The sequence below is a fragment of the Streptomyces sp. NPDC027962 genome, from assembly GCF_055566095.1.
This window is the reverse complement of sequence record NZ_JBVHTA010000042.1, coordinates 17644-44210: the sequence shown is the minus strand read 5'-3', so window position 1 is coordinate 44210 and position 26567 is coordinate 17644. Positions and strand designations below refer to the sequence as shown.

General features: G+C 69.9%; 18 protein-coding genes and 1 pseudogene. 8 read left to right on the top strand and 11 right to left on the bottom strand.

Annotated features, from left to right (window positions below; genetic code table 11):
* Positions 1-383: 383 nt before the first annotated feature.
* The 3 genes and pseudogenes from ACZ4SA_RS29870 to cas2 form a co-directional block, all read left to right on the top strand.
* Positions 384-1223, top strand: a pseudogene (locus tag ACZ4SA_RS29870) (reverse transcriptase domain-containing protein); the annotation flags it as partial.
* Between the two features lie 92 nt (positions 1224-1315).
* On the top strand, positions 1316-2323 hold the full coding sequence (gene cas1, locus ACZ4SA_RS29865) for a CRISPR-associated endonuclease Cas1 (RefSeq protein ID WP_468280740.1): 1008 nt from the start codon (positions 1316-1318) through the stop codon (positions 2321-2323).
* Between the two features lie 11 nt (positions 2324-2334).
* Positions 2335-2619 carry a CRISPR-associated endonuclease Cas2 gene (cas2, locus tag ACZ4SA_RS29860; protein WP_468280697.1) on the top strand — a complete coding sequence of 95 codons (285 nt, stop codon included), beginning with the start codon at positions 2335-2337 and terminating at the stop codon, positions 2617-2619.
* 739 nt (positions 2620-3358) lie between these two features.
* On the opposite strand, the gene ACZ4SA_RS29855 is transcribed toward cas2, so the two are convergent.
* The 3 genes from ACZ4SA_RS29855 to ACZ4SA_RS29845 all read right to left on the bottom strand — a co-directional run bounded on the left by ACZ4SA_RS29855 (position 3359) and on the right by ACZ4SA_RS29845 (position 8509).
* Entirely contained in the window at positions 3359-4456 is a 1098-nt protein-coding gene (locus ACZ4SA_RS29855; RefSeq protein ID WP_468280695.1) for a hypothetical protein, read from the bottom strand.
* A 451-nt stretch (positions 4457-4907) separates the two neighbouring features.
* On the bottom strand, positions 4908-5309 hold the full coding sequence (locus ACZ4SA_RS29850; protein WP_468280693.1) for a hypothetical protein: 402 nt from the start codon (positions 5307-5309) through the stop codon (positions 4908-4910).
* Positions 5310-5659: 350 nt separating this feature from the next.
* A complete protein-coding gene (locus ACZ4SA_RS29845; protein WP_468280691.1) occupies positions 5660-8509 on the bottom strand; it encodes a tetratricopeptide repeat protein in 2850 nt (949 codons plus the stop codon).
* Between the two features lie 211 nt (positions 8510-8720).
* Between ACZ4SA_RS29845 and ACZ4SA_RS29840 the strand changes: the two genes are divergently transcribed.
* Together ACZ4SA_RS29840 and ACZ4SA_RS29835 are read left to right on the top strand one after the other, a co-directional pair.
* Complete coding sequence (locus ACZ4SA_RS29840; protein WP_468280689.1) at positions 8721-9980, top strand: glycosyltransferase family 4 protein; 1260 nt, start codon at positions 8721-8723, stop codon at positions 9978-9980.
* A gap of 18 nt (positions 9981-9998) precedes the next feature.
* Positions 9999-10790, top strand: a complete 792-nt coding sequence (locus tag ACZ4SA_RS29835; RefSeq protein WP_468280687.1) for a hypothetical protein — start codon at positions 9999-10001, stop codon at positions 10788-10790.
* A gap of 24 nt (positions 10791-10814) precedes the next feature.
* Here ACZ4SA_RS29835 and ACZ4SA_RS29830 read toward each other — a convergent pair whose 3' ends face one another.
* The 4 genes from ACZ4SA_RS29830 to ACZ4SA_RS29815 form a co-directional block, all read right to left on the bottom strand.
* The gene (locus ACZ4SA_RS29830; protein ID WP_468280685.1) at positions 10815-11204 is read right to left on the bottom strand and encodes a hypothetical protein; all 390 of its coding nucleotides are present in this window, start codon (positions 11202-11204) and stop codon (positions 10815-10817) included.
* 95 nt (positions 11205-11299) lie between these two features.
* Entirely contained in the window at positions 11300-11719 is a 420-nt protein-coding gene (locus tag ACZ4SA_RS29825) for a hypothetical protein (RefSeq protein WP_468280683.1), read from the bottom strand.
* A 206-nt stretch (positions 11720-11925) separates the two neighbouring features.
* Positions 11926-13245, bottom strand: a complete 1320-nt coding sequence (locus ACZ4SA_RS29820) for a helix-turn-helix domain-containing protein (protein ID WP_468280681.1) — start codon at positions 13243-13245, stop codon at positions 11926-11928.
* Positions 13246-13392: 147 nt separating this feature from the next.
* A complete protein-coding gene (locus ACZ4SA_RS29815) occupies positions 13393-13917 on the bottom strand; it encodes a toll/interleukin-1 receptor domain-containing protein (RefSeq protein ID WP_468280679.1) in 525 nt (174 codons plus the stop codon).
* Positions 13918-14062: 145 nt separating this feature from the next.
* Between ACZ4SA_RS29815 and ACZ4SA_RS29810 the strand changes: the two genes are divergently transcribed.
* A complete protein-coding gene (locus ACZ4SA_RS29810; protein ID WP_468280677.1) occupies positions 14063-15769 on the top strand; it encodes a hypothetical protein in 1707 nt (568 codons plus the stop codon).
* Between the two features lie 180 nt (positions 15770-15949).
* On the opposite strand, the gene ACZ4SA_RS29805 is transcribed toward ACZ4SA_RS29810, so the two are convergent.
* Both ACZ4SA_RS29805 and ACZ4SA_RS29800 read right to left on the bottom strand, forming a co-directional pair.
* Complete coding sequence (locus ACZ4SA_RS29805; protein ID WP_468280676.1) at positions 15950-16348, bottom strand: hypothetical protein; 399 nt, start codon at positions 16346-16348, stop codon at positions 15950-15952.
* The gene (locus tag ACZ4SA_RS29800) at positions 16345-16641 is read right to left on the bottom strand and encodes a hypothetical protein (RefSeq protein WP_468280674.1); all 297 of its coding nucleotides are present in this window, start codon (positions 16639-16641) and stop codon (positions 16345-16347) included. The genes ACZ4SA_RS29805 and ACZ4SA_RS29800 overlap by 4 nt, the downstream gene beginning before the upstream one ends.
* Positions 16642-16751: 110 nt before the next feature.
* Here ACZ4SA_RS29800 and pglY point away from each other — a divergent pair, with 110 nt between their 5' ends.
* Together pglY and pglZ are read left to right on the top strand one after the other, a co-directional pair.
* Positions 16752-20639, top strand: a complete 3888-nt coding sequence (pglY, locus tag ACZ4SA_RS29795) for a BREX-2 system ATPase PglY (RefSeq protein WP_468280672.1) — start codon at positions 16752-16754, stop codon at positions 20637-20639.
* Entirely contained in the window at positions 20636-23557 is a 2922-nt protein-coding gene (gene pglZ / locus ACZ4SA_RS29790; RefSeq protein ID WP_468280670.1) for a BREX-2 system phosphatase PglZ, read from the top strand. Before pglY ends, pglZ begins: the two co-directional genes overlap by 4 nt.
* 148 nt (positions 23558-23705) lie before the next feature.
* Here pglZ and ACZ4SA_RS29785 read toward each other — a convergent pair whose 3' ends face one another.
* Positions 23706-24752 (bottom strand): CBS domain-containing protein, encoded by a 1047-nt coding sequence (locus ACZ4SA_RS29785; RefSeq protein ID WP_468280668.1) that lies wholly within the window; start codon positions 24750-24752, stop codon positions 23706-23708.
* On the bottom strand, positions 24749-26566 hold the full coding sequence (locus ACZ4SA_RS29780) for a GmrSD restriction endonuclease domain-containing protein (protein ID WP_468280666.1): 1818 nt from the start codon (positions 26564-26566) through the stop codon (positions 24749-24751). Before ACZ4SA_RS29780 ends, ACZ4SA_RS29785 begins: the two co-directional genes overlap by 4 nt.
* Position 26567: the final 1 nt, after the last annotated feature.

Below are 26567 nucleotides of genomic sequence, written 5' to 3'. Positions count from 1 at the left end.
CTTGAGGGCATGGAAACGCTCCGTTGGTCGTGCCACCGTTGCGCTGCTGGTTGATTCCGGAAGGGCGCCCGACTTGAGGGCATGGAAACATGTTGATCTCACCGCGGTCGCAGTACTTGCCGCCGCTCGGATTCCCGAAGGGCGCCCGACTTGAGGGCATAGAAACTCCAGCTCACGCACGCGCTTGAGCAGCGCGAGCAGAACGTATTCCCGAAGGGCGCCCGAATTGAGGGCATGGAAACCTTCCGAGCAGACCGTTGAGGTCGGTCAGCGTCATCAGGTATTCCCGAAGGGCGCCCGACTTGAGGGCATAGAAACGCCGATGAGGTTGCCGAGTTCGGTTCCGAGACCGAAGATTCCCGAAGGGCGCCCGACCTGAGGGCATGGAAAGGTTTAATGTTTTACCTTGTCGCAGTTCCATGGATCGCTGTTCGGAAAGGGACCCCGTGGGTGATCTCCTGTACCGCGCTATATCCGAGGCGTCCCTCCTTGCCGCCTGGCAGGAGGTGCAGGCGAACGATCTGGAGGACGGGAAGGTCAGTGACCAGGTGGCTGCGTACGCGCGGGGTGTTCTCGCTCGGCTCACCGGCCTTGGGAGGGAGTTGAAGGCCGGGACGTGGCGGCCGGGCCCTGTGTACGCGATGGAGATCGGCAAGCGGTCGGGCGGTACCCGGCTGCTCGCGGTGCCCGCCGTGGAGGACCGCATCGTCGAGCGTGCCGTGATGGAGGTGGTCGACGAGCACGTCGATGCCGTGCTCCTGCCCTGGAGTTACGCCTACCGCAAGGGGCTCAGCGTCAAGGACGCGCTGCACGACCTGGCCGCCGCCCGGGACGAGGGCGCCCGGTGGGTGGTGCGGGCGGACATCAAAGACTGCTTCGAACAGATCCCGCGCTGGCCGGCCGTGGCACGGTTACGGGAGGTCGTCCCTGATGCGGAGATCTGCCAGTTGATCCAGCTCTTGGTCAACCGGCGCGGTGTGGGCCCGGCGGCGCGCCGTATCCGTTCTGGGAAGGGCCTGCACCAGGGCAGTTCGCTCTCGCCCGTGCTCACCAACCTCTACCTCGACGCCTTCGACCGCGATCTGCTGCGCTCGGGCCGCCGGGTCCTGCGCTACAGCGACGCCTTCGCGATCCCCGTCGCCACCCACCACCAGGGCGAGCAGGTCCTCGACCTCGCCACCGAAGCCCTGCGCCGCCTCGATCTGGAGCTCAATGAGGCCAAGTCACGCATCGAAAGCTTCGACGAGGCGGGGACTTCCTCGGCAAGACCACCACCGCCCGCTCCGGCCCCTGCTCCGAGGAACGCCCCTCCCCGCTGGAATCGACCCTCTACGTCACCGAGCCGGGCGCCAGTCTGCGCACCAAGGGCCAGCGCCTGCGCGTCGTCCACCGCGACAAGCAACTGCTGTCTGTGCCTTACAACCGCGTCCGGCAGATCGTATGCACCGCGCCCGTCACTCTCAGTAGCCCGTTCCTGCGTCGCGCCCTGGAACACGGAATCGACCTGGTCCTCACCGAGGAGAGCGGCGAATACCTCGGCCGCCTCACCGGCCCGGCCGGCACCGACGTAGCCCTGCGCCATGCCCAGCATCGTGTAGCCGCCAGGGACTCCGCTTCCCTGGAACTGGCCTGCGCCTTCGTCACCGCGAAGATCGCCAACATGCGCACCTGCCTGCTCCGCGCGGCCCGCGCGGGCAAGCTGACGGATGTCGAACCGGCAGCCGCCCGACTCCTGGCGGTACGCCACACGGCGGCCACCGCGGCCTCGCCCGCCGCCCTGATGGGCCACGAGGGCGCCGCCACCCGCGACTACTTCACCGCCCTGGGCGCCATCCTCGGTCCGGCCTGGGCCTTCACCCACCGCCGCCGCAGACCCCCGCCCGACCCGGTCAACGCCCTCCTCTCCTTCGGTTACACCCTCCTGGCCCGCGACGCGGTCGCCGCCTGCGAACTCGCCGGACTCGACCCGGCCGTCGGCTTCCTCCACGAACTCCACCGGGGCCGCCCGTCCCTGGCTCTGGACCTCATCGAGGAGTTCCGCCCGGTCATCGTCGACCACACCGTCATCCGCCTGTGCACCAGCGGCAAGCTCAGCCCGGCCGGCTTCACCACCGACGAGGAGGGAGGCCGCGGCTGCCGCATGGACCGCGACACGCTGCGCGTCTTCCTCGCCGCGTACGAGAAACGCATGCTCACCCTGGCCCACCACCCGCACGCGGGCCGCCGCACCTCGTATCGCACCGCCCTGACCGTCCAAGTCCGCCACCTCGCCGCGGTCATCACCGGCCGCGAACCGGCCTACCTTCCCGTCGGCTGGAGGTGACGCCGTCCCCCATGCCCTACACGTACCTGATCACGTACGACATCCCCGACGACGACCGCCGCTCCGACATCTCCGAACTCCTCGCCGCCCACGGCGCCCGCGTCCAGTACAGCGTCTTCGAGGTCACCCTCCCCACCAAGAAGGACGTCCAGCGCCTGCGCGGCACCCTCCGCCGCCGCATGGACCGCGACGAGGACCAGATCCGCCTCTACCGGCTGCCCGCGCCCGTCCTCAACGAACTCGTCATCCTCGGCAACCGCCGCCTCGAAGAACGCGCCGACTACTGGATCCTGTGACCCCATGCCTCCTCCACAGCATCTCCACCAGGCCCCTGACCAGCCTGTAACCGCCCTCAGCCCACCACCTGCCGGGACCCCACTTTCCGCGCGGCACATCCGCCCAGGCCACACCACACAAGGTGGCCTATTGTGACCCAAATCATTCCATCTGCCGCCTCTGTAGGCGGGTTCCTGCGCAACGGACAGCGTCATCGCAGGCCAGCACGGGTAAGATCGGCGAAGGATTTCCCAACAACGCCCGCTCAAAGGGCATGGAAACCTCGATCTCACCGTGAGGGCGTCGATCTTCTTGGCGTCTTCTGCGGAATTCCCAACAACGCCCGCTCAAAGGGCATGGAAACGGTTTACTCCACGTCCACCAGATCGATGTCCCCGGAAGATTTCCCAACAACGCCCGCTCAAAGGGCATAGAAACGAACCGTCTCGCGGTCGCCACCGGCCGCGCCCAGCATCATTTCCCAACAACGCCCGCTCAAAGGGAATGGAAACGTCTGAGGCGCAGACCACCTTCAGCTTGGTGCCGGCCGGAAATTTCCCAACAACGCCCGCTAGGGCATGGAAACGCAGACGGAGAGTGTCATGATCATGGTAGATCCGCAGACGGTTCCGACAGCTTCGGTGAGCGACTTGAGCATTTCCCAACAATAAGAAGGTGAAGTGCGCGTCGAGCCTATTGATCTTTCCGCGCGGCGTCGACTGGGCCCGCTTGCCCGGCGGTCGGTGGCCTGCGCTCGCCTCATCGGGGTAGCTTCGCGGTCCGTTCGGGGTGGGCCGCGGTGATGTACCGCGTTGCGGTGTGAGAGGAGATGCCGAACAGGCGCATCAGGTGAAGCGGGTCGTCGACCTCGAATGCCTCGTCCCGGATTCGGTCCTGCCGCAGCGTCGGCATCGTGAGTCCGGTGGGCCGGAAGATGGCGGTGAATGTGGTGCCGATGGGCGAGTGAGTGGTGTCCACCGCGGTCCATCGGTTGATCAGCAGATGCGGGTTCGTCGTCACCGGCCAGCGGCGGTGACGTTCACGGAGCCACGCGGAGGCGCAGCGGTAGGTGAGTTCGTCCAGGTAGATGATGTGCCGTTTGCCGGGACGCCGGACGATGAGCCGCTCACGGGACAGGTCGAGGTCGGTGAGCAGCAGCCGGCGGATGTCGGTGCCGCTGAGCGCATGGATGCTGACCAACACCATGACGAAGCGCTGGAAGTCGTTCTGCGCATGGCTGAGGACGCCGGCCAGTCGGTCCGAGGGCACGGAAGGCGGAGTCTTGTTGATCCCGGCGAAGACCAGGCCGCGGGTGGGATCGCGGAAGATCACGCCCTCTTGCCGAAGGGCACGGAAGACGTTCCGCAGGACGATGTGGATCGAGCGGGCCGGTGTTCCCTTGCGGGTGGCGATGGCCCTCTTGACGTCGTCGTGGGTGATTTCGCGCAGGCTCTCGATCCCGTCCGAGAGCCACCCCTTGAGGATCGGGTTGAGGACATGCCAGTAGCGGGCGATGCTTTGGTAGGTGCGGCCTGTGCGTTCCCACTTGCCTTCCGCGCGCACGGCCTTGATCCAGACCGAGAGTTCCTGCGCGATCGTCTCCGGCAGCGCGGCGAGCTCGGCCTCCAATCGCTTCTGGTGCGCGTCCCGGCGGAACTCGGCCTCCGGGATCAGCAGCCCTCGAGTTTCAAGGAACTGTGTGACCCGCCGTCCGCTGAACTTCCGGGCACGGTTGTCGACGAGCGCCCGGATGTCAGTCTCCAGCAGCGGGGCATCGGCGCCGAGCCAGGACACCAAGACGGTCAGCGTGTGTCGGGTCTTGGTTCGGGTGACCGTGGACCACATCTCCTGCTTCATCCGCTGTCGAGGTCGGCGAGCAGCCGCTTGGCCGAGCCCGTAAGCGTCGGCAGATCCTGCCGCGGCGACTCGGTCACCGGACGCCAGTCTCGCCGGAGCTCGAACAGCCTCCCCTGTCCAGGGGCCGCCACGTGCTCGGATACAGGGCGGCGCGGGACAGGCGGGGCCACGTCCGAGTGACGCAGGTTTGTGGGTGCTGGGACCGGTGAGCCGAGCCACAGCTGCGTTCCGAACCGGGCGATGTCCCCTGGGCCGTAGTTGGCTACCTGCCAGCGGCATCCGCGGCAGTGGCCTTCAGCGAGCGGTAGGGCGACCCGGTGGCAGCGGTCGCACGCTCCAGTGGAGACTGCGAGGTTGCCTCTCTTCCGGAAGGCGAAGGCCGAGCAGGGCTCGCAGGTGACCTTCGTCTTCGCAGTGAACCAGCAGCCGCATTGCTGGCAGGACCTCGGTGTCATCGTCCGGGGCGGCCAGGTTCGCGGGGTTCTGGCAAGAGCCTGAGCATCTCTGCCCGTAGAAGGACCGCCCGGACGGAGCGGGCGTAGTTGGGGATGTCGTCGAGGACGAGCTCGTCGACGAGGTCGTCGCCGTCTGCGTCGCGCACGGCGAGCGCGAGGCGCAGCATCTCGTGCAGCTTGCGCTGCATGGGCTTGCCGATGCCGGTCTCCGCCGCGAACGCCGCGGTGTGCTCGACGACGTTGCGGTAGCCGGCGGGCGGCCTTTGCAGAATGCGCCGGCAGACGTCGATGGACAGCATCCGGCGGACCGGGAAGAGCGGCAGCTGCCCCAGGACGGTGGGTGGGAGGACCGCAGGGTCGTCCCGCGTCGGGGCCGCGGCCGCGCGTATGTGCTCCACCCAGTGCAGCCGCTCGCGCTGATCGACGCCGGTGCGGCCGGTGCGCCTGCCTGCATTACGAGGTCAGGCGACGCGTGGACGCACCCATCATGACTCCACATGGCAACGGACCAACGCCAGTGTTCCTCGAAGTCACCGGCCAGGACCGCCGTTTCCTCCTCAACCAGCCCATATGGCTGTTCGGCGGGCTTTCTGCGAGTGATCTCGTCGGACTACTGTTGGGACTGCGCGGGTTGATGGCCAGATGACCGGCCGGCGAACGCCAGGCGGGGGCGCCGTGCGGCCGGGTGCGGATCTCTGAAGGAAAACGCATGTGGCTGGATCCTTCGGCGGGAACGGTGGTCGAGCGATCAGTTGGATGGCGGACTCAGCGGAGCGAGACCGTCACCTTCTCCGGGTACACGGACGCTCTCCACGGACTCGGCGGAGGCGAGTTCGTCCAGCAGGGCGGCCGTGGCGGTCGCCCCGGCGGCGCCGATGGCCCGCTGGATGCGCAGCGCCTGGCGTAGCCGCTCTCGAGCGGTGTCGATGTCGCCTGCCGCTTCGGCGGCGCGGCCGAGCCCGACCAGTGCCTCCGCTTCTTCGAGGGGACTGCCCAGACCGCGGGCGATGTCCAGGGCGGACTCGTGCGCGGCTGAGGACGCCGCAGGCTGTCCGACGGACAGCTCCAGCTTCCCCAGCGAGTTGTTCGTCGCGGCCAGACCCAGGCGCTCATCGAGCTTGCTGTAGAGGTCGTGCGCCTGGCCGAGGCGTTCTCGTGCCTCGTCTGACCGCCCGGTGTCCAGCAGCATGTCGGCGAGTTCCTTGAACGCGCATGCCATCCCCAGTTCTTCGCCGATCGCCTGAAAGAGAGCCAGGGACTCGGCGAACGCGTCCTCGGCCTCGCCGTCCCTCCCGAGCTTGTGCAACGCGGCACCGTAGTCGATGAGAAGTTCCGCCTCCAGGGCACGGTCGGCGAGCCTGACAGCCAGTTTCCGGGCCTTGACGAACATCTCGACGGACTCCTCGTACCTGCCCATCAAGCGCAGGACACTGCCGAGCTTGGTCGTCGTCTGCGCTTCGACGAGAGCGATGCCCAGCTCCCGGGACAGCGCGAGCGCCTTGCCGAGAGCGTCCTGGGCGTTGTCGTAACGGTCCATGAAGTAGTAGGTGTTGCCGAGGTTCTTCAGCGCCGTGACTCGGCCCAGGACGCTGTTCAGCTCCTCGTGGAGCGCGAGCGCCTCGGTGAGCCGCCGCTCTGCCTCCGGGTAGTTGTCCCTGAGGTAGGCCAGGGTGCCCAGCTCGACCAGCGCGTCCGCCACGCCCAGCCGGTTGTCCGTAGCACGGCCCAGGTCCAGCGCCTGGCGGAACCGGTCCGCGGCGTCATCGCTTCTGCCGGTCAGGTAGCACACCGAGCCCTGTTCGAGCAGGGCGGAGGCCCGACCGTGTTCGTCGCCGGACGCGGAGAAGGCCTCCAGGGCGGCGGCCGCGGCCGTCTCGGCCCGTGGATACTCGCCGTGGTTCCGGTGGGCGTTGCCGAGTTCGAGCAGGGCGGTGGCCTCGGCGACCGGATCGCCCACGACCCGCGCCGCCGTCACCGCGTCCTCGTGAAGTCGGGCGGCGACGTCCCACGGGCCGCTCAGACGCAGATGCTGCGACATGGCGGCGGTCAGCGTGACCACCCGTGGCGGGCTGTCCGACGCGGTGCGCAGGCAGGCGAGCAGATTGCCGCGTTCCGCCGCCATCCACGTCATCGCCGCCTTCCGGTCCGCGAGCGGCGGAAGACCGTCGTGATCACGGGCCGTGCGGGCCGCCGCCGCGGATGCGGGCGGGGTGGGGGCCGCCGCTTCACGGAGCAGGCGGTCGGCGCTGAGGGCGGCGTCCCGGAAGTAGTCGAGGAGCCGGTCCACTGCGTCCCGCCGCAGGCCGGGATCCCGGTCCTCGTTCAGACCGCGCAGGTACTCGGCGATCAGGTCGTGGAGTTCGTAGCGGCCGAGGACTCGCTCGTCCAGCAGGTTGTCGTCGTACAGGGCCTCCAGCTGCCGGGTGGTGTCGCGCGGCGTGCCCGCCGTGAGCGCCGCGCCCGCGTACGCGTCCAGGTCCGGGCCCGGGTGCAGACCCAGCATGGTGAAGAACTCCTGCCGGCCGGGGGGCAGGGCCCGGTACGACAGTTCGAAGGCGGCCGCCACCTCGACGTTGCGGACGCGCAGCGCCGCTAAGCGGTTCACTCCGTCGCGCATCTCCGCCACCAGATGCTCCACGGTGAGAGCCTTCCGGTTCCTCATACGCCCCCCGAGCAGGGCGATGGCCAGCGGAAGGTGCCCGGCCAGCTCCATCAGTTCGCCGACCGGGCTGCCCGGCGGCAGCGGACGCTGGGCCGTCCGGCGGAACATCCGTGCCGCCTCGTCCGGTGCCAGCACGTCGAGGGCGATGGTCACCGCGTCGAGGCCCGTCATCCGGTGCCGGCTCGTCACCAGGACCAAGGACGAGGGTGAGCCCGGCAGCAGCGGGCGGACCTGTGCGTCGTCCAGCGCGTTGTCCAGCACCAGCAGCACTCGGCGGTCGGCCATCAGAGTCCGCCACAGCGTCGCCCGCTTCTCCAGGGTGTTCGGCAGTCGTCCCGGCGGGACACCGACGGCGGACAGCAGCTCCGCCAGGGCGTCCGCCGGCGGCACGGGCCGCTCGGTCGAGAAGGCGTGCAGGTTCACGAACAGCTGCCCGTCGGGAAACCTGCTGCGCAGTGCGTGACCGGCGTGGGTGACGAAGGCCGACTTGCCCACGCCCGGTTTCCCGTCCACCGCGTGCACGGCGATCACCCTGTCCTGGATCCTGGCCGCGCGTACCGCGTCGGTGAGCTGGCTCAGCTCCCGTTCACGGCCGGTGAAATGGGGTGTGTCCCGCGGCAGTTGGTTGCGCGGTGGTATCTGGGACGCGATGTCGGACGCGGCCGAGAGTTTCTCGAGGGCGTCGAAAAGACCGAGCACATACCGGCGACGTTCGGCCGACACCCCCTTCGACCCGCCGATGACCCCCAGGCAGTGATCGACGTACCGCTCCACCAACGACCGGTCGAAGGCCCGCTTCCACCGGCCGCGTTCGATCGCCGAGATCGTGGCGTCCGTTCTGCCGGTCGGCTTCTCCAGGTCGACCTGGCGGAGCCCGGCCTCCTTGCGCAACCGCTCCAGCTCACTGCCCAGTGCGCGTTTCTGCGGGTCGGTCATGTCCCGCCCTCCCATCGTGATTCTTCCAGTGGATTCCAGCGCAGCGGTCGCTGCCACACCCTGCTCACCTGCGGGAACGGCCCTATCTTCGTCGCCCGTTCCAGAGTTCGGCCGATGGCGGCGGTCTGGAACGGACGCTTGGCCCGCAACGCGAACCAGCTCCCGGCCTGCCGGCCGGGGGCGCGGACCGGCAGCGAGAACGGCGAAGAGCATGACAGTGCAACCGCGTACCGAGCACGAGTCGCACGGCCCCGGAACGCCGAGGTCGTACCTCTTTCTCTGCCCGATGTGGGCGCCGGCCCGAGGCGGAGTGCCCGCGTTCAACCGTTCGTTCGCGACGGCGATGGCCGAGACCGGACACCGGACCGGGTGCCTGGTGAAGAGCGCCACCGCCGAGGATCACGAGGACGCGCGGCAGTGCGGTGTGACGCTGCTGACCGCCGAGAGGACCCCGGCCGGGCCGGACTTCCTGCTGCCCGCGGCGTCCGCCGTCGACTTCGGCGCCGATGTGATCGTGGGTCACGACCGGTTCAGCGGCTGCGAGGCGTGGGCCTACGCCCGGAAGTACACATCCGCCCAGCTCGTGTACATCGCGCACACCGTGCCCGCGGAGATCGAGCGTTACAAGAACTCGGGCCGGGCCACCTCCCGGATCGAGGAACGGGAGCGGATCATCCGTGAGGTCGGCGCGGCAGCCGATGTCGTGGCCGCCGTCGGCCCGCGGATCACCCGCTGCACGGCCGACCTGCTCGCCTGGGAGAACACGATGGACATCGGCGGCGTCGTCCGGCTCGACCCGGGCATCACGCCGACAACCTCCACCTCCCGGCGCCCGCCCGCCAGGCGGCACGTGCTGGTGCTCGGGCGCACCGAGGACATCGGTCTCAAGGGCCTGGACATCGCGGCCCGTGCCGTCGCCGACGTCCCGGTGCTGTCCGGCCCGCCGCTGACCCTCCTGGTCAGAGGCGCCTACGCCGACGAGTGCGACAAACTGCACAGGACTCTTGTGAAGTTGTCCGGGCTGGCCCGGGAACGCGTCGACGTCCGCCCCTACACCGTCGACCCGACCGAACTCCGACGGGACCTCACCCGGTCCCCGCTGTGCCTGATGCCCTCCCGTGTCGAAGGCTTCGGCCTGGTGGCCCTGGAAGCGATCGCCGCGGGCACGCCGGTACTGGTGAGCGGAAGCAGCGGTGCCGCCGAACTGCTGCGCGAGATACTGGGGCGTATGGCGGAGCCGATGATCGTGGAGATGTCCGACGACGAGAAGACCGACATCCGTCGGTGGAGGGACGCGGTCGCCAAGGTGACAGCCGACCTCGACGCCGCCTTCGAGTATGCCGACGAGGTACGGACGCGCATGGTCGGGCGGCTCGACTGGCGCGACACCGCCCGTACTCTGGCCGCCGCCGTCGACCGTGCCGCGGACACGGCACCCGCTCGCCCCGCCCTCCCCGTACGTCCTGTCTGACCCGACCGCGGACCCTCGATGCGAGGTCTGGACGCCGGCGACGCGGGTATGTACCCCACCGGAGCCGGCGTACGGGGGGAGGCGGCGGAGATTCTGTCGGTGATGGTCAACATCGCGGTCGGACTCGTGACCAGTGTGATCAGCGGCAGCTGCGTGTGGCTGTGGCAGCGTGGCAAGCAGGCTCGCGCCCTGCGGCGGAAGGCGGCGTTCTTCGGCATCGCGCCGGGCGGGGAATGCCTGATCGTGATGAACGACAAGTACGACCGGCCCGGCAGCGCCGCCCACCGGGACGTGCGTGCGATGATCGAAGTGGCGGCCCTGGTCAGCGAGTTGGGCTGCCAGGTGTCCGTGGAGTCGAGCAACGCCTTCCGTGCGGGCAACGACGGTCGGACCGAGTTCTGCATCGGCGGCCCGTGGAGCGGCTCCAACCTCCGCACGGGTGGCCACTTGACCGCCCATGTCCCGGGAGTCGCGTGGCATCCGTTCGGGCCCGGACCGGACTCCAACGCGATCGTGGTCGGGGACAATCGCTTCCTGTGGGACCGGGGCAACGAGGAGTACGCGCTCGTCGCCAAGTTCACGCCTCCGGAGTCGACTCGTCCGGTGTTCCTGGTCTGCGGCCAGAGTTCGCTGGCCAATCACGCCGCCGTCCACTTCCTCAAGCGTGCCCATACGGAGTTGGCCGAGGTCGTCTCATCGATCGACCGGTTCTGCCTGGTCGTCCGGGTATCGTCCATCGCCACCTATGGCTTCCAGCGCACCGGCCTCGAAGGCGACGTCACCGCCGCCGCCTTCGAGGCCCCCGCTTGATCCCGGGGTGCCGGGCTGTCCCCGCTACCGGCCTCTGACTCCGAACTCGCCGGCTTCCACGCTCCCGGTCCCCGTCAGCGAGGTGTCTCGTATCTTCCACATCCCGACCAGCGGCGGGGTCGGCCTGACTGCGTAGTCGGGTGCGACGAAGTACATGGCGTCGTCCGCCCACAGCGCCAGGTACGAGGCGGCTTCGCACCGCCCGGTCGGGGCGGCACCGACGACCGTCACGGGCGCCGGGTCCGGGCCCGTCCACTCAGCGGTGAAGAACTCCGGCTCCGACCCCTCTTGCTGGGTGATCGCCGTACGGAAGTTCGCGATCGACTCTTCGACGCCGGCCCGTGAGGAGAACTTGCGGCCGATGTACGTGGGTGTCTCTCGGTGCTGCCGACGACGGTTTCCGAAGAGTGGCACTGCATCCTCCGATGTGCGAGTGAGGGACGGAACACGACGGTCGGCGGCGGCGCGCCGCCGCCGACCTGAGGAGGGTGAGAGGGACGAGGCCCGTCTCAGCCCGCCACGACCTGAACCTTGGGGTCGGCGTCGGTGAACGCGTCGGCGACCTTGGTGATCAGCTTCCGGGCGTGCATGCCGCCGGTGAAGCCGTGCGGTGCGTACAGTTCCACGGAGCGCGACGTACCCCGGTCCCACACGTACATGTGGACGGCGGTCCCGTTGCCCGTGCCGCCGCCCCCGAACTTGGGCACGAACACCCCCACCATGAAGTCCGGCGGGTCGGCGTCCAGGCTTGCGAACGGCGAATCGTTGGTCGGGGTGAAGTATCCGCTCCGGTCGTTGCCCATCAGTTTCGCCGCCGTGCCGCCGAGTACGGAGCCCACGCCCCGTGCTCTCTGGGCACCGACGCGGAACACCTCGGCGCATTCTTTCAACGTGAGTGTGGTGCTCAGTTGTGCCTGCTTGCTTCCCATGTACCGACCTCTGACTCGTGTACGGCTTTCCGGTGGCCCACCAACGGGGCGAGAGTCTCGATGGGGCGGCGGGCACGGCGGCGCGAGGGGAGGGCCGGCCACCCCCGTCTCCCCCTCGCTTCGGGGTAACACCAGACCCTGCCCCCTCGCGACGGAAAAAGCGTATGAGCGGCGTGGTGACCGCACCATCGTTGCCCGTTGCCAAATCAGGCGGCCGTCTTGCAGCCCGCGCAGTGCAGTGCCGCCGTCACACGGGCCTGCAACTCCCGCATACCGGGCCGGGCGTGCCGACGACGCAGCGACGCCGCGAGCATCCGGAGCTGGGTTCGTACGACGTGGGAGCACAGGCCCGTGGAGCCTTTCAACAAACCGTCCACCACCGGAACGGAGGCGTCCAGCTCGCCGGAGGCGGTCAGGGCGAGGGCGAGCCGAGCGGTGAAGAGGGCCCGAAGCCTGGTCGCTCGAACCGGCAGCCGGCCGAGGCCGGTGCTGATCACCGCTGCGGCCTCGTCCGGCCGCCCGAGGTCGTACAGGCACCAGCCGCCGACCAGGTCGCCGAGACTTGGTGTGCACTCAGAACCGACGACCAGGGCGCATGGCCAGGGCCGGGCTCCGAGTCTCGTCCCGCCTCCGGTACGCCGACTCTCCTCGAAGCCGGACCCGGTCGCCGCCTCAAGCAGTTCACCTGCCCGGTCCAGGGCGGCCGCACAGAGATCGCCGCTTCCCGCCAGCGCCAGACCCTGAGCCTCCCGAAAGGCGGCCAGAGCCCTGACGCGCGGGCTGGTCACGGCACGTCGGCCGGCCTCGGCGGCGTACTCGGTGACCCTGCGGGCGTCCCCCTGATACAGCGCCAGTCCGGCCCTGCGGATCAGGGTGTGGTCGGCGAGGTCGAATGCGCCGGCCTCGACGGCCAGGCCCTCGGTGCGCTCGATCCATCGCTCGGCGTCCGGCAGGCTGCCCGACTCCTGTGCCATCCATCCCGCGAACTCGCAGTAGAAGGCGAGGAGTTCCAGGTACTGGCGGCGGACTTCCGGGGTGCCTGCAGCTCGGGCCAGTGGGGTCAGCAGATCGATCGCGCCGCTCACCTGCCGAAGGACGGGCGTCGGCGACACCCGCTGGCCGAGTCGGCGCAACTCCGCGAGGTGAACGGCGAAGTGAGTGGCGGTCCGTACGTCCTCCCCGTCGTCCACCGCCGGTAACGTCACCGGGCAGACGGCCGAGGACGGGAGGGGGCCGTCATGGTCGTCCGTACTCGGCAGGTCCGGCTCCGCGCCCGGACGCGTTTCCGGCACGGAGGACGAGGCAGCTCGTCGAGCAGGTGGCGCCACCAGACCGGAGAGCTCGCCGCCGGCGCCCAGCGCCGTGTCGCACAGTCGGGCCAGCTGCGGGCTCGGCCCCCGTTTACCCGACTCCACCCGGCTCAAGTAGGACGGCGAGTAGTGGACGAGGCCGGAGAGTCCGGACAAGGACAGTCCGGCCCTTATTCGGTGTAACTGAAGTGCTGGCCCGAAGGGGACTGACGGCACGGCGATACTCCTGCTCAAGGCGGTGAGTCAGGACGATATCCGCCGAACTGGCTACTTGTCCGCTGATTGCGGGTGATCCCCGCTTGCCGAGGAACCGCGGCACGCGGATCCGTCCCTGGCTTCGACGGATCCGCGCGCTCCCTGACGTCATCCGTGCGGTCCGCCGAGCAGGGCGTCGACCTCGTCGACCAGCCGTTCCAGATCGGCCGGGGCGTACCGGTGATGCATCCGCAGGAACTGATGACTGCTCAGCTGAGCGATGGCCGGGGGCAGTTCGTGCTCCTGCGGTAGATTGGCGTTCAACAGGACCGGAACCACCCGCACTCCGCTGTGGAACGCCTGAAGGATTTCCCGGCGCACCCAGTCGGCCGGATTGTGCAGCCGCGGCCTGCCATGGCGGTCGGCGGCATCGAGCCAGCGCGGACCGATCACCGCCAGCAGTACCGAGGACTCCCTCACCGCGCTCAGGATGGCGTCCGCGAAGTCCTCGCCGGGACGGATCGACCGAGGGGCGCGGAAGACGGCCTCCGGCCCGAAACGGGCGCACAACGCGGTGTCGATCAAGGCGGCGCCAAAGGGCTCGTCGCCGGTCCGGTAGCTGATGAAAATACGAGTCGAGGGCCGGCCGCCCGGCTGCCGCCGGCTCACCGAAGCGGGGGTGTCAGTGCTCATGACGGGATCGAACCGCAGGGCGGCGGGTGAAAAAAACGGCCCTGAGGTGAAAACGGGCCCTTCCCGCGGGCGGCTCCCCGACCCGTTTCCCACGGTTCCCCCAGGCTTCGCCGCCACCTGGCAGGAGTTCCGGACGGGACTGCGCATGGTCCACACCGCCGTGGTACACGGCCTGCGAGACGACCGGGAAGGCGAGAGCGAGGCCCTGCGGGCGCTGGCTCGTACCCCGGTCCTCGAGCCTTTCGGCCCCCGGGACGGCTGCACCGAGGAGGAACGGGGGCGATGGCTGGCCGACCGCCTCGCCCGGGGTATGCAGCAGGCCCGCGACACCGCTCCGAAGGTCGTCGCGGGCGGCCTCGTCGGCGCCGCGGGCCAGGCCCTGGTGCTCTGGTGTCTGCACGTGGTGCTCGGCATTCCGCTGGAGGAACTCGGCGCCGCTCAGGAAGGGGACATCGAGCCCCCGCTACGGGGGCGTGACCTTACCCAGAAGATCGAGGGCCGGATGTGGCTCAGCGCCAGACCGACCGCCAGGGCCGAGCCCGGCATCGTCACCCTCTATCACGAGGTGCAGGCCGCGCTGCGCGACCGCTTCCCTACCAGGGAGGACGACCGGGACGAAGAACTCGCCCGCGCCCATTTCGGCTACGAATGGCGCCGCCTCACGCACCTCGGCCTGGAACCCGAACGCGATCTGCTGACGCTGCTCAGTACGCTCGCCCCCGACCTCTTGCCCGTCTCCTTTCTCGCCGCCGCGTGGGGCCCGCTCCCCGACCCGCTGCGCGACCTGGGAAGCAGCACGCATCTGATGGCGCTGGCCCTGCGCCGACTGCTCGACCGGGGCCTGCTCCTGGTGACCTCCCGGGACGGCACCCGGCTGGTCGGCATTCCCGAGCCGCTGCATTCGCTGCCCGTAGGAACACTGGATGCGGCACGGCGCCGCCGCTGGGCCAACATCGCCCTGCGCTTTCTCAGTGTGGCCTTGCGGGGAGACACTCATGACCACGACTCCTGGCCCGAGTGGCGTGACGCCCGGCCCCACGTGCTTCACCTCGTCGCCCTGGCCGAGGAGTACGGCGAAGGGCTGCAGGAGGCCGCCGACCTGATGGACCGCCTCTCGGTCTTCCACCGCGTCCGCGGCGACGACGCGGATGCCCTGACGGCGAGCTGCCGAGCCCTGAGCCTCTATGCGAGGGCGGGGAACCCGGGCGCCGTCAAGCACGCCACGTACCTCACCAACTACGCGATGGCCGTGCGCGCCGTCGAGGGCCCTGTCGCAGCCTTGGAGCCCGTCGAACGCGCTCTCGCCATCGAAGCGAATCGGTCCGACGCCGACCACGCCCAGACGCTGAACCTCTACGCCTCGATCCTGGAGAGCGCCGGTCGGTCCCAGGAGGCCGACCAGGCTTTCCGGCAGTCCCTCGCCCTCGCCCGTAGCCTCCATGAGGACACCGGCAGCGAGGAGGACGCCGAAGCGCTCACCATGGTCCTCAATGACTACGCGGTGCACCTGCTGCGTCACTCCCCCGAGCAGGGTGGCTCGGCAAGGGCCGCAGCCGCTCTGGTGCTGCGGATGCTGGACGAGGCCGAGAACGTCGCACCCCCCGGGGGCTACGGCACGGAGCAGATCATGCTGAACCGTGCCGGGGCCCTGCGCCGGCTCGACCGTCTCGAGGACGCCCGCCAGGTCCTCGAACGGTTGGTCGCCCTGTGCGAGGAATGGGACGAGCCCACGATGCTTCTCTTCGCCGCTCTCGTCGAACTCGCCGAAGTCCTCAGCGACCTCGAAGACCCCCGTCACGAGGAAGTCCTGCGTCGGGCCCATGAGGTCGACGACCTCCTTGCCGCTTCGTAGTCCGGCCCGTGGGTTGCTCCCTGGTGTCGCCGACCGGCGGGAGGCGAGCGGGCACGTTGGCCTGGTCACCGGCCACCCGTACTTCCAAATCCTCCCCTACGATTTGACCAGTAACGGGCGCCCCCTCGGGACAGGGGCGGCAGGGGAACGCAGCGAGAAGGGGGACGTGTCGTGCTCGGCTCAGAGCTTCACGACCACGACACGGTCGGCGCACAGCCTGCGCATGTCGTCCTCGTCCGACGTGAACACGGTGACCGGGCCGGGCTGCCGCAGGGCGACGGCGGCGAGGGCCGCGTCGATGGCGTACTTGTGGCCGTGCAGGCCCGTCTCCTTGAGCAGGCCCGTCGCCTCCTTGGCGATCTCCTCGGTCACCGGCTCGACACGGATCTTGGAGAGAGCCCAGTGCCACTTGGGGAGGTGGCGCGTCGGGTCGTAGGCCTCGATGAGAGTCATCGAGGTCGTGACGACCGGGATACCCGCATCGTCGGCGTGCCTCAGGTAGGCGCCCATGCGACGTCCCCCGCGCACCCACTGCGAAAGCCCTTCGCTGTCGAGCACGTAGACCCGGTTCCCGGTCACGCGGCGTCCCGCTTCCGCCCGGGCGGCTGCTCAGTGGCTTCGCGGGCACCGGTCCGCTCGGCGTGCTTCCGCTCCAGGTCGCGATGCTCGGCCTCGACCTCGGCCAGTTCCGCCTCGGTGATCTCCCCGTACTCGGACTCCCACCACTGCACCGCCTCGTGCAGGCGCTCCCGCTCCCGCTGGCGCTCTATGGCGTGTGTGACATAGCGGCTGAAGCCGCCGGGGCCGACCTCGGCCCGGACGGCCTCGGCGAGTTCCTCCGGAAGCGTCACGGTGTACTTCTTGGTTGCCATACCGTCGACCATACCGAGGGTCGGGGCGGGCAGCCAGCCCGGCAACAGACATCCCACACGATCGAGTACCAAGCGGCGGGGAAGCCGCCAGATGGAGAGCGTGACCGGTAATGGCCCAGCACCCGCCCCTCCTCCGCGATGTCATCGACATCAAGGAGAACATCTCCACCTCGGACTTCGTGCTGTCGCTCGCAGAGGCGACGACACCGGAGGGCGCCCAGAAGGCGCTCAAGGACTACGTCGTCACCGAGCGGCTGCTGGAGAACTTCGACGAGGCGCTGGCGCTCATCAAGTCCTCGCTCGACGGGCACCGCTCCAAGGCGGCCTACCTGCACGGCTCGTTCGGTTCCGGTAAGTCGCACTTCATGGCCGTGCTGTACGCGCTGCTCAGTGGTGACCCGGCCGCCCGTGCCCGTACCGAGTTCGACCCGGTGCTGACCAAGCACGAGTGGCTCACCACGGACGGCAAGCGGTTCCTGCTCGTGCCGTACCACATGCTCGGCGCGAAGGCCCTCGAACAGCGGGTGCTCGGCGGGTACGTGACGCACGTCAAGAAGCTGCACCCGGACGCCCCGACCCCGCAGGTGTACCGGACCGACTCCCTCTTCGCCGACATCCGGGCCATGCGCGCCAACATGGGCGACGAAGCAGTCATCCGGGGTCTCGGCACCGGCGTGGACGACGATGACGAGGACGAGTGGGGCGAAGGCTTCGCCTGGACCCCGCAGCTCCTGGACACCGCGCTCGCCGCCGAGGAGAACCACGAGGCGGGCACCGCGCTCAACCTCACCAACCCCTCCACCCCGGCCGAGCTGCGGGCCAAGCTGGTCAACGACGCCGGCACCACCCTCCTCCCCGGCTTCACCAGGAACGCCGCCGAGGACGAGCACGGCTTCATCTCCCTGGACGCCGGCCTGTCCGTCATCGCCGAGCACGCCAAATCGCTCGGCTACGACGGGCTCATCCTGTTCATGGACGAACTCATCCTCTGGCTCGCCACCCTCATCCACGACCAGCGGTTCGTCGCCCGCGAGGCCAGCAAGATCACGAACTTCGTGGAGGGCGGCGACGCCCGCCGCGCCATCCCTGTCGTGTCGTTCATCGCCCGCCAGCGCGACCTGCGCGAGCTGGTCGGCGAGGAGGTGTCCGGCGCAGCGGAGTCGTCCATCCAGGACACCCTGAACCTGGCCTCCGGTCGATTCGACAAGATCACCCTGGAGGACCGCAACCTCCCGCAGATCGCTCACGCACGCCTCCTCAAGCCCAAGGACGACGAGGCGGTCCAGCAGGTCGACGCGGCCTTCGAGCAGACCAAGCGGGTCGGCACCCAGGTCTGGGACACCCTCCTCGGCTCGGAGAAGGGCACGACCGGCGCGGATGCGGAGTCGTTCCGGCTGACGTACCCGTTCTCGCCGGCGTTCATGGACACCCTCGTCCACATCTCGTCCGCGCTGCAGCGCTCGCGTACCGGCCTGAAGCTGATGGGCCAGCTCCTATCCGACCACCGCAACGAGATTCGGCTCGGGCAGCTCATCCCGGTCGGCGACCTCTACCCGGTGATCGCTGAGGGCGGCGACAAGCCGTTCACCGACAGCCTGAAGGTCGTCTTCGAGGCCGCCGACAAGCTCTACAAGACCAAGCTGCGGCCCTACCTCCTCACCTCGTACGACCTCACCGAGGACGACGTCGAGCAGTACCGCGCCAGGCCCGAGAGCATCACCGACCAGCAGCGCGCCAACCGCTGCCGCATGTTCACCGGCGACAACCGGCTCGTGTGCACCCTGCTGCTGTCGGCGCTCGCGCCCAGCGTGCCCTCCCTGGCGGAGCTGACCATCCGGCGGCTCGGCGCCCTCAACCACGGGTCGGTCCTCGCGCCGATCCCGGGGGCCGAGGTCGGCATCATCAAGAACAAGGTCGCCGAGTGGGCGGCCCGGTTCCCCGAGATCAAGGAGACCGGCACCGACGCCAACCCCGGCGTACGGCTGGAGCTGTCCGGCGTCGACGTGGACTCCGTCATCGCCAACGCACAGGTCAACGACAACCCCGGTAACCGGGTCGCCCTTGCCCGCCGCCTGCTGTCCGAGGAACTGGGCGTAGAGCACGGGCAGTTGAGCGACCAGCTCGGCTTCACCTGGCGCGGCACCGCCCGCACCGCCGAGATCGTGTTCGGCAACGTCGCCGACGAGGACGAGCTGCCCGATCACGACCTGATGCCGCAGGAGGACGGCCGCTGGCGTATCGCCATAGACCTCCCCTTCGACGAGGGCGAGTGGGGCCCGGTCGAGGACGTCAACCGCATCCGCCTGCTGCGCGAGCGCCAGCAGGGCGAACGGTCCCGTATCGTCGCCTGGCTGCCCGCCCATCTGTCCGCACAGCGCTTCGCCGACTTCCGGCGTCTCGTCGTCATCGACAAGGCCCTCGCCGACGAGCACCGCTTCGACACCCAGTACGCCGGCCACCTCAACGCCGACAACCGCAGCCGCGCCAAGGGCCTCCTCGAAACCCAGCGCGAGGCTCTGCTCAAGCAGGTCAAGGGTGCCTTCAAGCAGGCGTACGGGCTCGCCCAGAAGCAGGCCGCCGACGTCGTGCCCGACTTCGACGACCACCTCGTCGCGCTGCCTGATGTCGACGGACTCACCCTGTCCTTCGGGCAGAGCCTGCACGACGGCATCCGGCACATCGCGGGCAAGCTGCTCGCCCACCAGTACCCGGCGCACCCCGACCTCGACCCCGACGGCACCGGCACCGCCGTCAAATCCGCCGACACCCGCAAGGTGTTCACCCATGTGCGGGCCGCCGCCGAGGCGCGTGACGGGCGGGTGGAGGTCCCGGCCGCCGACCGCAAGCTCATGCAGCGGATCGCCGGACCCCTGCGGCTCGGGCAGCAGAAGGAGGCGTACTTCGAGCTGTCCCGCTACTGGGCCGACCACTTCCGCCAGCTCGCCAGCGCCCAGGGCAGCACCGGGGACCTGTCCCTGATCACCCTCACCGACTGGACCGACAAACCCGAGCCGCGGGGCCTGCCCGACTTCCTCGCCCGGCTCGTCGTCGCCGCCTTCGCCGAGATGGACGACCGGGTGTGGGTGCGCGGCGGCACCGTACTCGACCCCGCACCCGAACTGTCCGCGATCAAAGACCATGACGCGTTGCGCAGCCAGCCGCTGCCCGCCGAACCCGACTGGGACACCGCACGGCAGCGCTTCGAGACGATCTTCGGGCAGAAGGCTCCCGCTCTGCGGCGCGGCCGGATGGTCAACCAGTTCGCACGGCAGCTCATCGAGGCCGCCCGCGCCCACCGGGATCACGCGGCGGACCTGGTGCACCAGCTGGAGGCCCACGCCTCCTTCCTCGGCCTCGACCAGACCGCCGACACCGGACGGCTCGCCCTCGCCCGCCGCTCCCTGCAACTGCTGGACGCGCTCACGGCGGAGGCCGGCAAGGGCGCGGCCGGGGCGAAGAAGACCGTGGAGGCCCTCGCCTCCTTCGACCTGGGCGAGACCAGTGCGGACCGGTACGGGACCTCCATCAAGCAGGCCCGCAGCGTCGCGGAGGCCGTCGCCTCCGCGCCGTGGAGCACCCTCGAACTCGCCGCCGGACTCGGCCCCGAGGGCGCGGCGCTGCTCGACTCGCTGCGCAACGTGGCCCGCGACGACCAGCGCACCGCGGACCTGCGCGACGCCCTGGCCCGCACCCAGCGCGAGGTCGTCGCCCTGGTGAAGCGCAGCCAGGCCGCCGCCACCCCGCCGCCCGCGCCCGTCGTGCCGCAGCCCACGGCCGACGGCCAGTCCCTGGACACGGTATCCAGCGACCCGCGCATCCCCTACGCTCCGCAGGAGAATCCCGCGCCGGCCTCTTCGGGCAGCGGCTCCGCGCGGACGGCCGGCAACCGTCGTACGACCGCGGCGCGCGCCGCCGCCGACCTCCAGACGGAGCTGTCCGACCTGGCCGCCCGGCACCCCGACGCGACGATCGAGATCACCTGGAAGGTCGTCGAATGACGGACACCGTCGCCGCCACCCCGGGTGCCGTGCGGCTGAACACCGCGACCGTCACCCAGTACCTGTCCTCGCAGTCCTCCCTCGCCGCCTCCCTGAACGCGGACGGCGGGGGCAGGCGGCGGGTCGTGCTGCTGCGGTCCGCGCCCCAGTGGGACGGGCCCGCCGAACCCGCCTGGGGCGAGGGCCGGACGGCCGGCGTCGCGGTGGCGCCTTCACCGCTCGCCGTCCACGAACTCGTCCTCGACCACCTGTCGGGCCGGCGCCCCGGCCCCGCCGTCCTGGTCGTCCTCACCGACCGCGAGCAGAACGAACTCGACCCGGCGATCACCGCCCGCGTCCACAAGCAGCGCATCGACATGGTCGACAGCTGGGACGTCGTGCGGGAAGCGTTCGGCGCCCGGCAGATCGACCCGCGCCTGAAGGACGTCAACTGGGCCGCCGAAGCACTGCTCGACGCCACCCCGCCCGGCGGTTGGCCGCCGGTGCCCGGCGGCTGGCTGTCCCGGCAGTACGCCCTCACCGCGCTCGCCCAGCGCCGCTTGCGCCTCGGCCGCTACGACACCGAGGGCGGCCCGCGACGCCCCGGCGAAGACCGGCTCGACGCGCAGACCCTGCTGCACTGGTCGACCCGACCCGGAGCCCCCGAGCGGCTGCTGGGCCTGCGCGGGCCCGAGCGCGCCGGGCTGACCGGCTTCCTCGGCGAGGAGGACCAGGCCGGTCTCGCCGGACGCGCTCTGCTCGCTCTCGTCGACGCCGAGCGCGGCGCGGACGCCGCCGCCTTCGGTCTCGTATGCGAGGCCCTCTGGCAGCATGCCGAGCCCGCCCCCGAGACGTATCAGGCCCGGGGCCGTGCCGAACGCTACTTCGGCGAACAGCCCCCGGCCGTCGGCGAACAACTCGACGCCCTGGTTGGTGTCTTCGGCCGGTCCGCCGAGGAGTACGTGAGCACGCTTCTGACGGCCGGACACCGGGGCGGCGGCACCGACGCCGACCAGGCCCGCGAGGCGCGCCGCACCAGCGGCATCGTGCTCGACCGGGCCGCCGTGCTGGCCCGCCAGTTCGGCGCGGAGGCGGCCGCCGCGGCGAGCCCCGTCCTGCGCGGCGGACTGGAAGCCCGGTTCACCGCCGTCGGTCAGGCCCTCGCGGCGGGCGACACGGCCGCGGTCGCGGAGGCCGTCCGGCGGCTCGCGGACCACAGGCTCGCCACCGATCCGGAGGAGTCCGCCCGCATCGAACGCGCCCGCATGGGGCAGCGTCTCGCCCGCTGGCTGGCCACCGACCCGTCCGCCGACGCACCCACCGTCGCCGACGCCATACAACGGCACGTCGCCGAGACCGGCTGGGCCGACCTCGCACTGGAACACATCGAGGCCGGCGGCGACCCGGACTCCGTGCTCAAGGCCGCCTACGACACGCTGGGCACGCGCGTCAGGGACCGGCGGCGGCAGATCGACGCGTCCTTCGCGCGCTCGCTGGCCGGCTGGACGCAGGACGGCACCGGGCCCGGCGGCATGCTCACCGTCGAGACCTTCCTCGACCGGGTCGTCGGACCCGTCGTCCGGCGCGGAGAGGAGCGGCGGGTGCTGCTGCTCGTGCTCGACGGCATGAGCGCGGCCATAGCGAACGAACTCGGCGAGGAACTGCGGCGCTCCTGGGCGGAGTTCGACCCGCTGGCCGAGGACAGCCCGCGTCGGCGGGCGATGGCCGCCGCCCTCCCCACAGTGACGGCCGTGTCCCGGACGTCGCTCTTCACGGGCATCCTGATGAAGGGCACCCAGGCCGACGAGAAGAGGCTCTTCCCCGCGCTGAAACTGTGGGGCGGGGCTTCGGCCGCCGTGTTCCACAAGGATGACCTGCGCACCGAGACCGCGGGCGACACCTTCGGCCCGGCCCTCACGGAAGCGCTCACCGACGGCCGGACCCATGTCGCCGTCGTCCTCAACGCCATCGACGACCGCCTCGCCAAGGAACAGAAGCTCGGCGACGGAACCTGGCGGGTCGACGACGTACCCGGCCTGCGCGACCTGCTCCGGGTGGCGGCGGCCCAGGGCATGGCCGTCATCGTCACCAGCGACCACGGCCACGTCGTCGACCGGCACGGAACAAAGGCCGACACGCCCACCGAGCCCGCGTCCGCGCGCCACCGTCTGCCCGGCGGCGGCCCGCTCGGCGAACGGGAGATCGCCCTCTCCGGGCCACGCGTGGTCTGGCCCGAGCCCGGCGCGTCCATCGTCGCGCTCTGGGACGCGGACACCCGCTACACCGCCCTCAAGGCCGGCTACCACGGCGGGGCCTCCCTCGCCGAGTTCACCATCCCGGTGCTCGCCTTCCTGCCGTTCGGGGCAGAACCACCAAGGGGCTGGCGGGAGTTGGGGGACCAGCGGCCGGTCTGGTGGGCGCCGGAGGAGGCCGGACGGGCGCTGCCCGCAGAGCGTACGACCCATGCGGTCGGCGGGGCGGCCCCCGTAGCCACCCCGAAGAAGCCCACCGCGAAGACCCAGAAGAAGCACGCGGAACTCTCCCGGACCCACGACGCCCTCTTCGACGTCGAGCTGACCTCCGGTGGCGAGGACGCCCTGCTCACCCCGACCCTCGTCTCCCGGACCGAAGCGCTCGTGACGGCGCTGCTCGACTCGGAGACGTATCAGGTACAGCTCGACGGTCTGGCACGCAAGCCGCAGCAGGAGCAGGTCCACAAGGCTCTCGCCGCCCTCCTCGACGCGGGCGGCACCCTGCCCGTGACCGCGCTCGCCCAGCGCGCGGGCATGCCCGCCACCCGGGGCGACGGCTTCGCCGCGGTCCTGAGGCAGCTCCTCAACTACGACGGCGTACAGGTGCTGGAGACCTTGCCGGACGGGCGCACGCTACGGCTCCACGAGGCGCTGCTGCGCGAGCAGTTCGCCCTCCGAGCCGGCTGACAGCGTCCGGGGTGCCTCTGGCGTTCGCGTCGAGGCACCCCGGGGCTGCATCTGGTGGCGTCCTGCGCCGAACGGCGGGGCTGCGAGGTGCCGGACGCCGGCGGCCCCACCAAGCGGCACCCCTCTCCTGGTACCCCCACCCGCCGCCTCAGGCCACGAACGCCCGCAGCAACTTCGCGAACGTCGTCAGCTCGTCGATCATCTCTTGCGGAAGCGGCTTCTCGTCGAAGTGGGCGATCCGGTTGCGGATGTCCTTCACTCGTTTCAGGCGGCCGATGAACTGTTCCCTGGGCATGCTGGGCCACTTCAGGGCTTCCCAGTTGGCGTCGGCGGCTTCGGCCAGCGACGTCTTCGTCTGGTCGCCGTCCAGGAGTTTGAGATAGTCGCCGAACATGAGGTCGGAGACCTGGCCGGTGCGGTGCTCGGCCTTCTTGTTCGTCTGAACGGCCTTGATGGTCTCCTCGTCCAGTGCTGCGCCCAGGCAACGGCGCAGCAGGGACTCGATCTCGCCGACGATGAAGAAGGGCCGTGCCGCACCCTCGAAGCGGTCCGTGACGTCCGCGGCGGTGACGATGCCCGACAGACAGCCGTCGTCGCCTCGGACCAGGAGATACCCGTGCTCGCGGATGACCGGCAGTGCGGAGAAGAACTCCTGGCGGGTGTCGGCGACCGGGAGGGAGTCCTTCTCCATCGCGTTGTCCAGCGTCGGCTGCTTGCCCGCCTCGTACATCTTGGCGACGGACCCCCAGGTGACCACCCCGTGGATCTGCGCCATACCGGTGGTCACCGGGACCTGCGCGACGCCCTTCGTGCGCATCAGGAACGTCGTCTGTGGCAGGGGCGTGCCGGGACCGACGGATACCAGGCCGCGCCGCGCCGACGGGATGTCCCCGAGCAGCAGACGCTGCGGAAGGGCGGCCGAGGGCAGGGCCTCCTCCGTCTCGTCCTCCTCCGCGTCGGCGGGGGCGGCCTGCGCGGGGATGGACGCGAGCGGCACCACGTCGACGTTGCTGCGCTGGCCGCACACGGCGAAGTCCGGCAGCGTCGTCAGCCCGGCGTCCGTGAGTGCCTGCGAGATGCGGTGCACCGTCCGGTGGTCACGGACCCTGACCTGGAACAGGTCGAGAATGTCCTGCACGGGGACGGTCCTGCCCTTGAGCGCGGCGAGGTCCTGCCCGCTCGGTGTGGTCGTCATCGGGCGTCGCCCTCCGCGAGGTCACGGAGCATGGTCCGCTTGCCCATCGCGGCGTGCACGAGATCCTGCAACTGCTTGGAACGGTCGCTGTAGAACCGTTCGTAGTCGTTGTCGCGGAGCGCTTCCGGATCGATGAGGTGGGTGGCGAGTACGTCGTCGAACCACTCGGGGCGCATGTCGGAGGCCGCGACCATGGTGGACAGATAGGACGCCGGCGCCCCGGTCATGTCCATCGCCGCGCGGTAGGACAGCGGGGTCTTGTTCACGATGGAGTTCGTGGGCAGGCCGTCACTGTTGCCCCGCCGGAACCAGGTCTTGGGGAAGATCTGCCGGACGTCCACGCTGTACTCGTCCAGCCTGCCAGGGCTGAGCGGGCTGTCCGTGTGGTGCCAGTCCACTGCCCCCTGCTTGATCAGCAGGGCGTAGATGCCCTTGTAGGCGGCGCTGTTGCGGGTGGTGAGGCTGTCGAGGCGGTCGGCGAAGAAGAAGGCGTCCGTGACAGTGTCGGGCGCCCGGTCGTCCTGCGCGATCCAGGGGACGAGCTGCTCGACGTCACGGGTGAAGCGGGTCTCGGTGGAGCCGCCGTACATCTCGCCCAGGACCCCGCACCAGTACCACTGCTCGGTCTTCTCCTCTGCTCCCAGGCCGTCCAGCGCCGTGTCGAGGATGGCGCGGACAGCCGCGAGCGGGACGAGCTGTGTCTTGTACGGCAGGTCGCTGGGGCGGACGATGCACTGCCGTTCCAGGAAGTCGCCCACCCAGGCGAAGGCCTCGGCGAGTTTCGGCGCCAGCCGGACGAAATCGGCCAGTGGGAGGTCCAGCAGATCCCGGCGCTTGCACGACACCGTCGCGCCGGTGCCCGCCTGCTTCCGCTCCCAGGTGCGTACCAGGGCGATGGCCTGCAGGAAGTCGATGCTGCTCAGCCCGTTCTCGAGGCCGCTGTCCAGACGGCCGAAGACCGGGTACTTGGCCGCCAGCCCCTGCTTGATCTCCCGCCACACTTGGGGGAGCTGGTAGTAGTCCCCGGTCAGGTCCACGTACTCGCGGTCCCCGGCGTAGGTCGCGGTGAGCAGTTCGAAGACGTTCAGGGGCACACCGCCCGTGTTGACCCGCTCGAACACCGCGCAGACGGCGTCCATGGAGGTGGAGGCGCCCAAACGGATCATTGGCACCTGGAAGGCACGGACCTGCTGGAGGACCGACTCGTCGAACTGGCCCCACAGGTCCCAGTTCCGGTCCTCGTCCGCCTTGATGTAGGACTTCTTCCACTGGTTCACACGCTGGGCGTCGAAGACAAGATGCAGGGGAAAAAGGCCGGCCGCGCACTCGTTCTCCGTGGTGCTCAGATCCAGCACCACCGTGCGGTTGAAGTCGGTGCGGAGCACCTTGTCCGCCGGGACGGACAGGATGGCCTCGTCACGGTCCGCGGACGGGCCGACGGCCTTCGCGATGTCGACGTAGTACCACCGCTCGATGGGCTTGCCGCGGGCGTCCGCGGTCTCCACCGGGGCGTCCAGCCACAGGGCTTGGAAGAGGGAGGTGAGGCGCTGCTGCCCGTCCAGCAGCAGGAGGTCCGCGGCCGGATCCCCGTCCGGGCGGGCTCCGGTGAGCGTCCGGGAGCGGAAGCGGGTGGCGCCGCCGGTCTGCAGCGTCATCACCACACCGAGCGGATAGTCCAGCGTCACCGTCGCGATGATGGCGCGGATCCGGTCGTCGTCCCATTTCCAGTTCCGCTGAAAGTCGGGCAACTGTAAGGAGCCCGACGCCACGTCCGCGAGTACGTCCTTGAGCTTCACATTGTCGAGTGCCGCCACG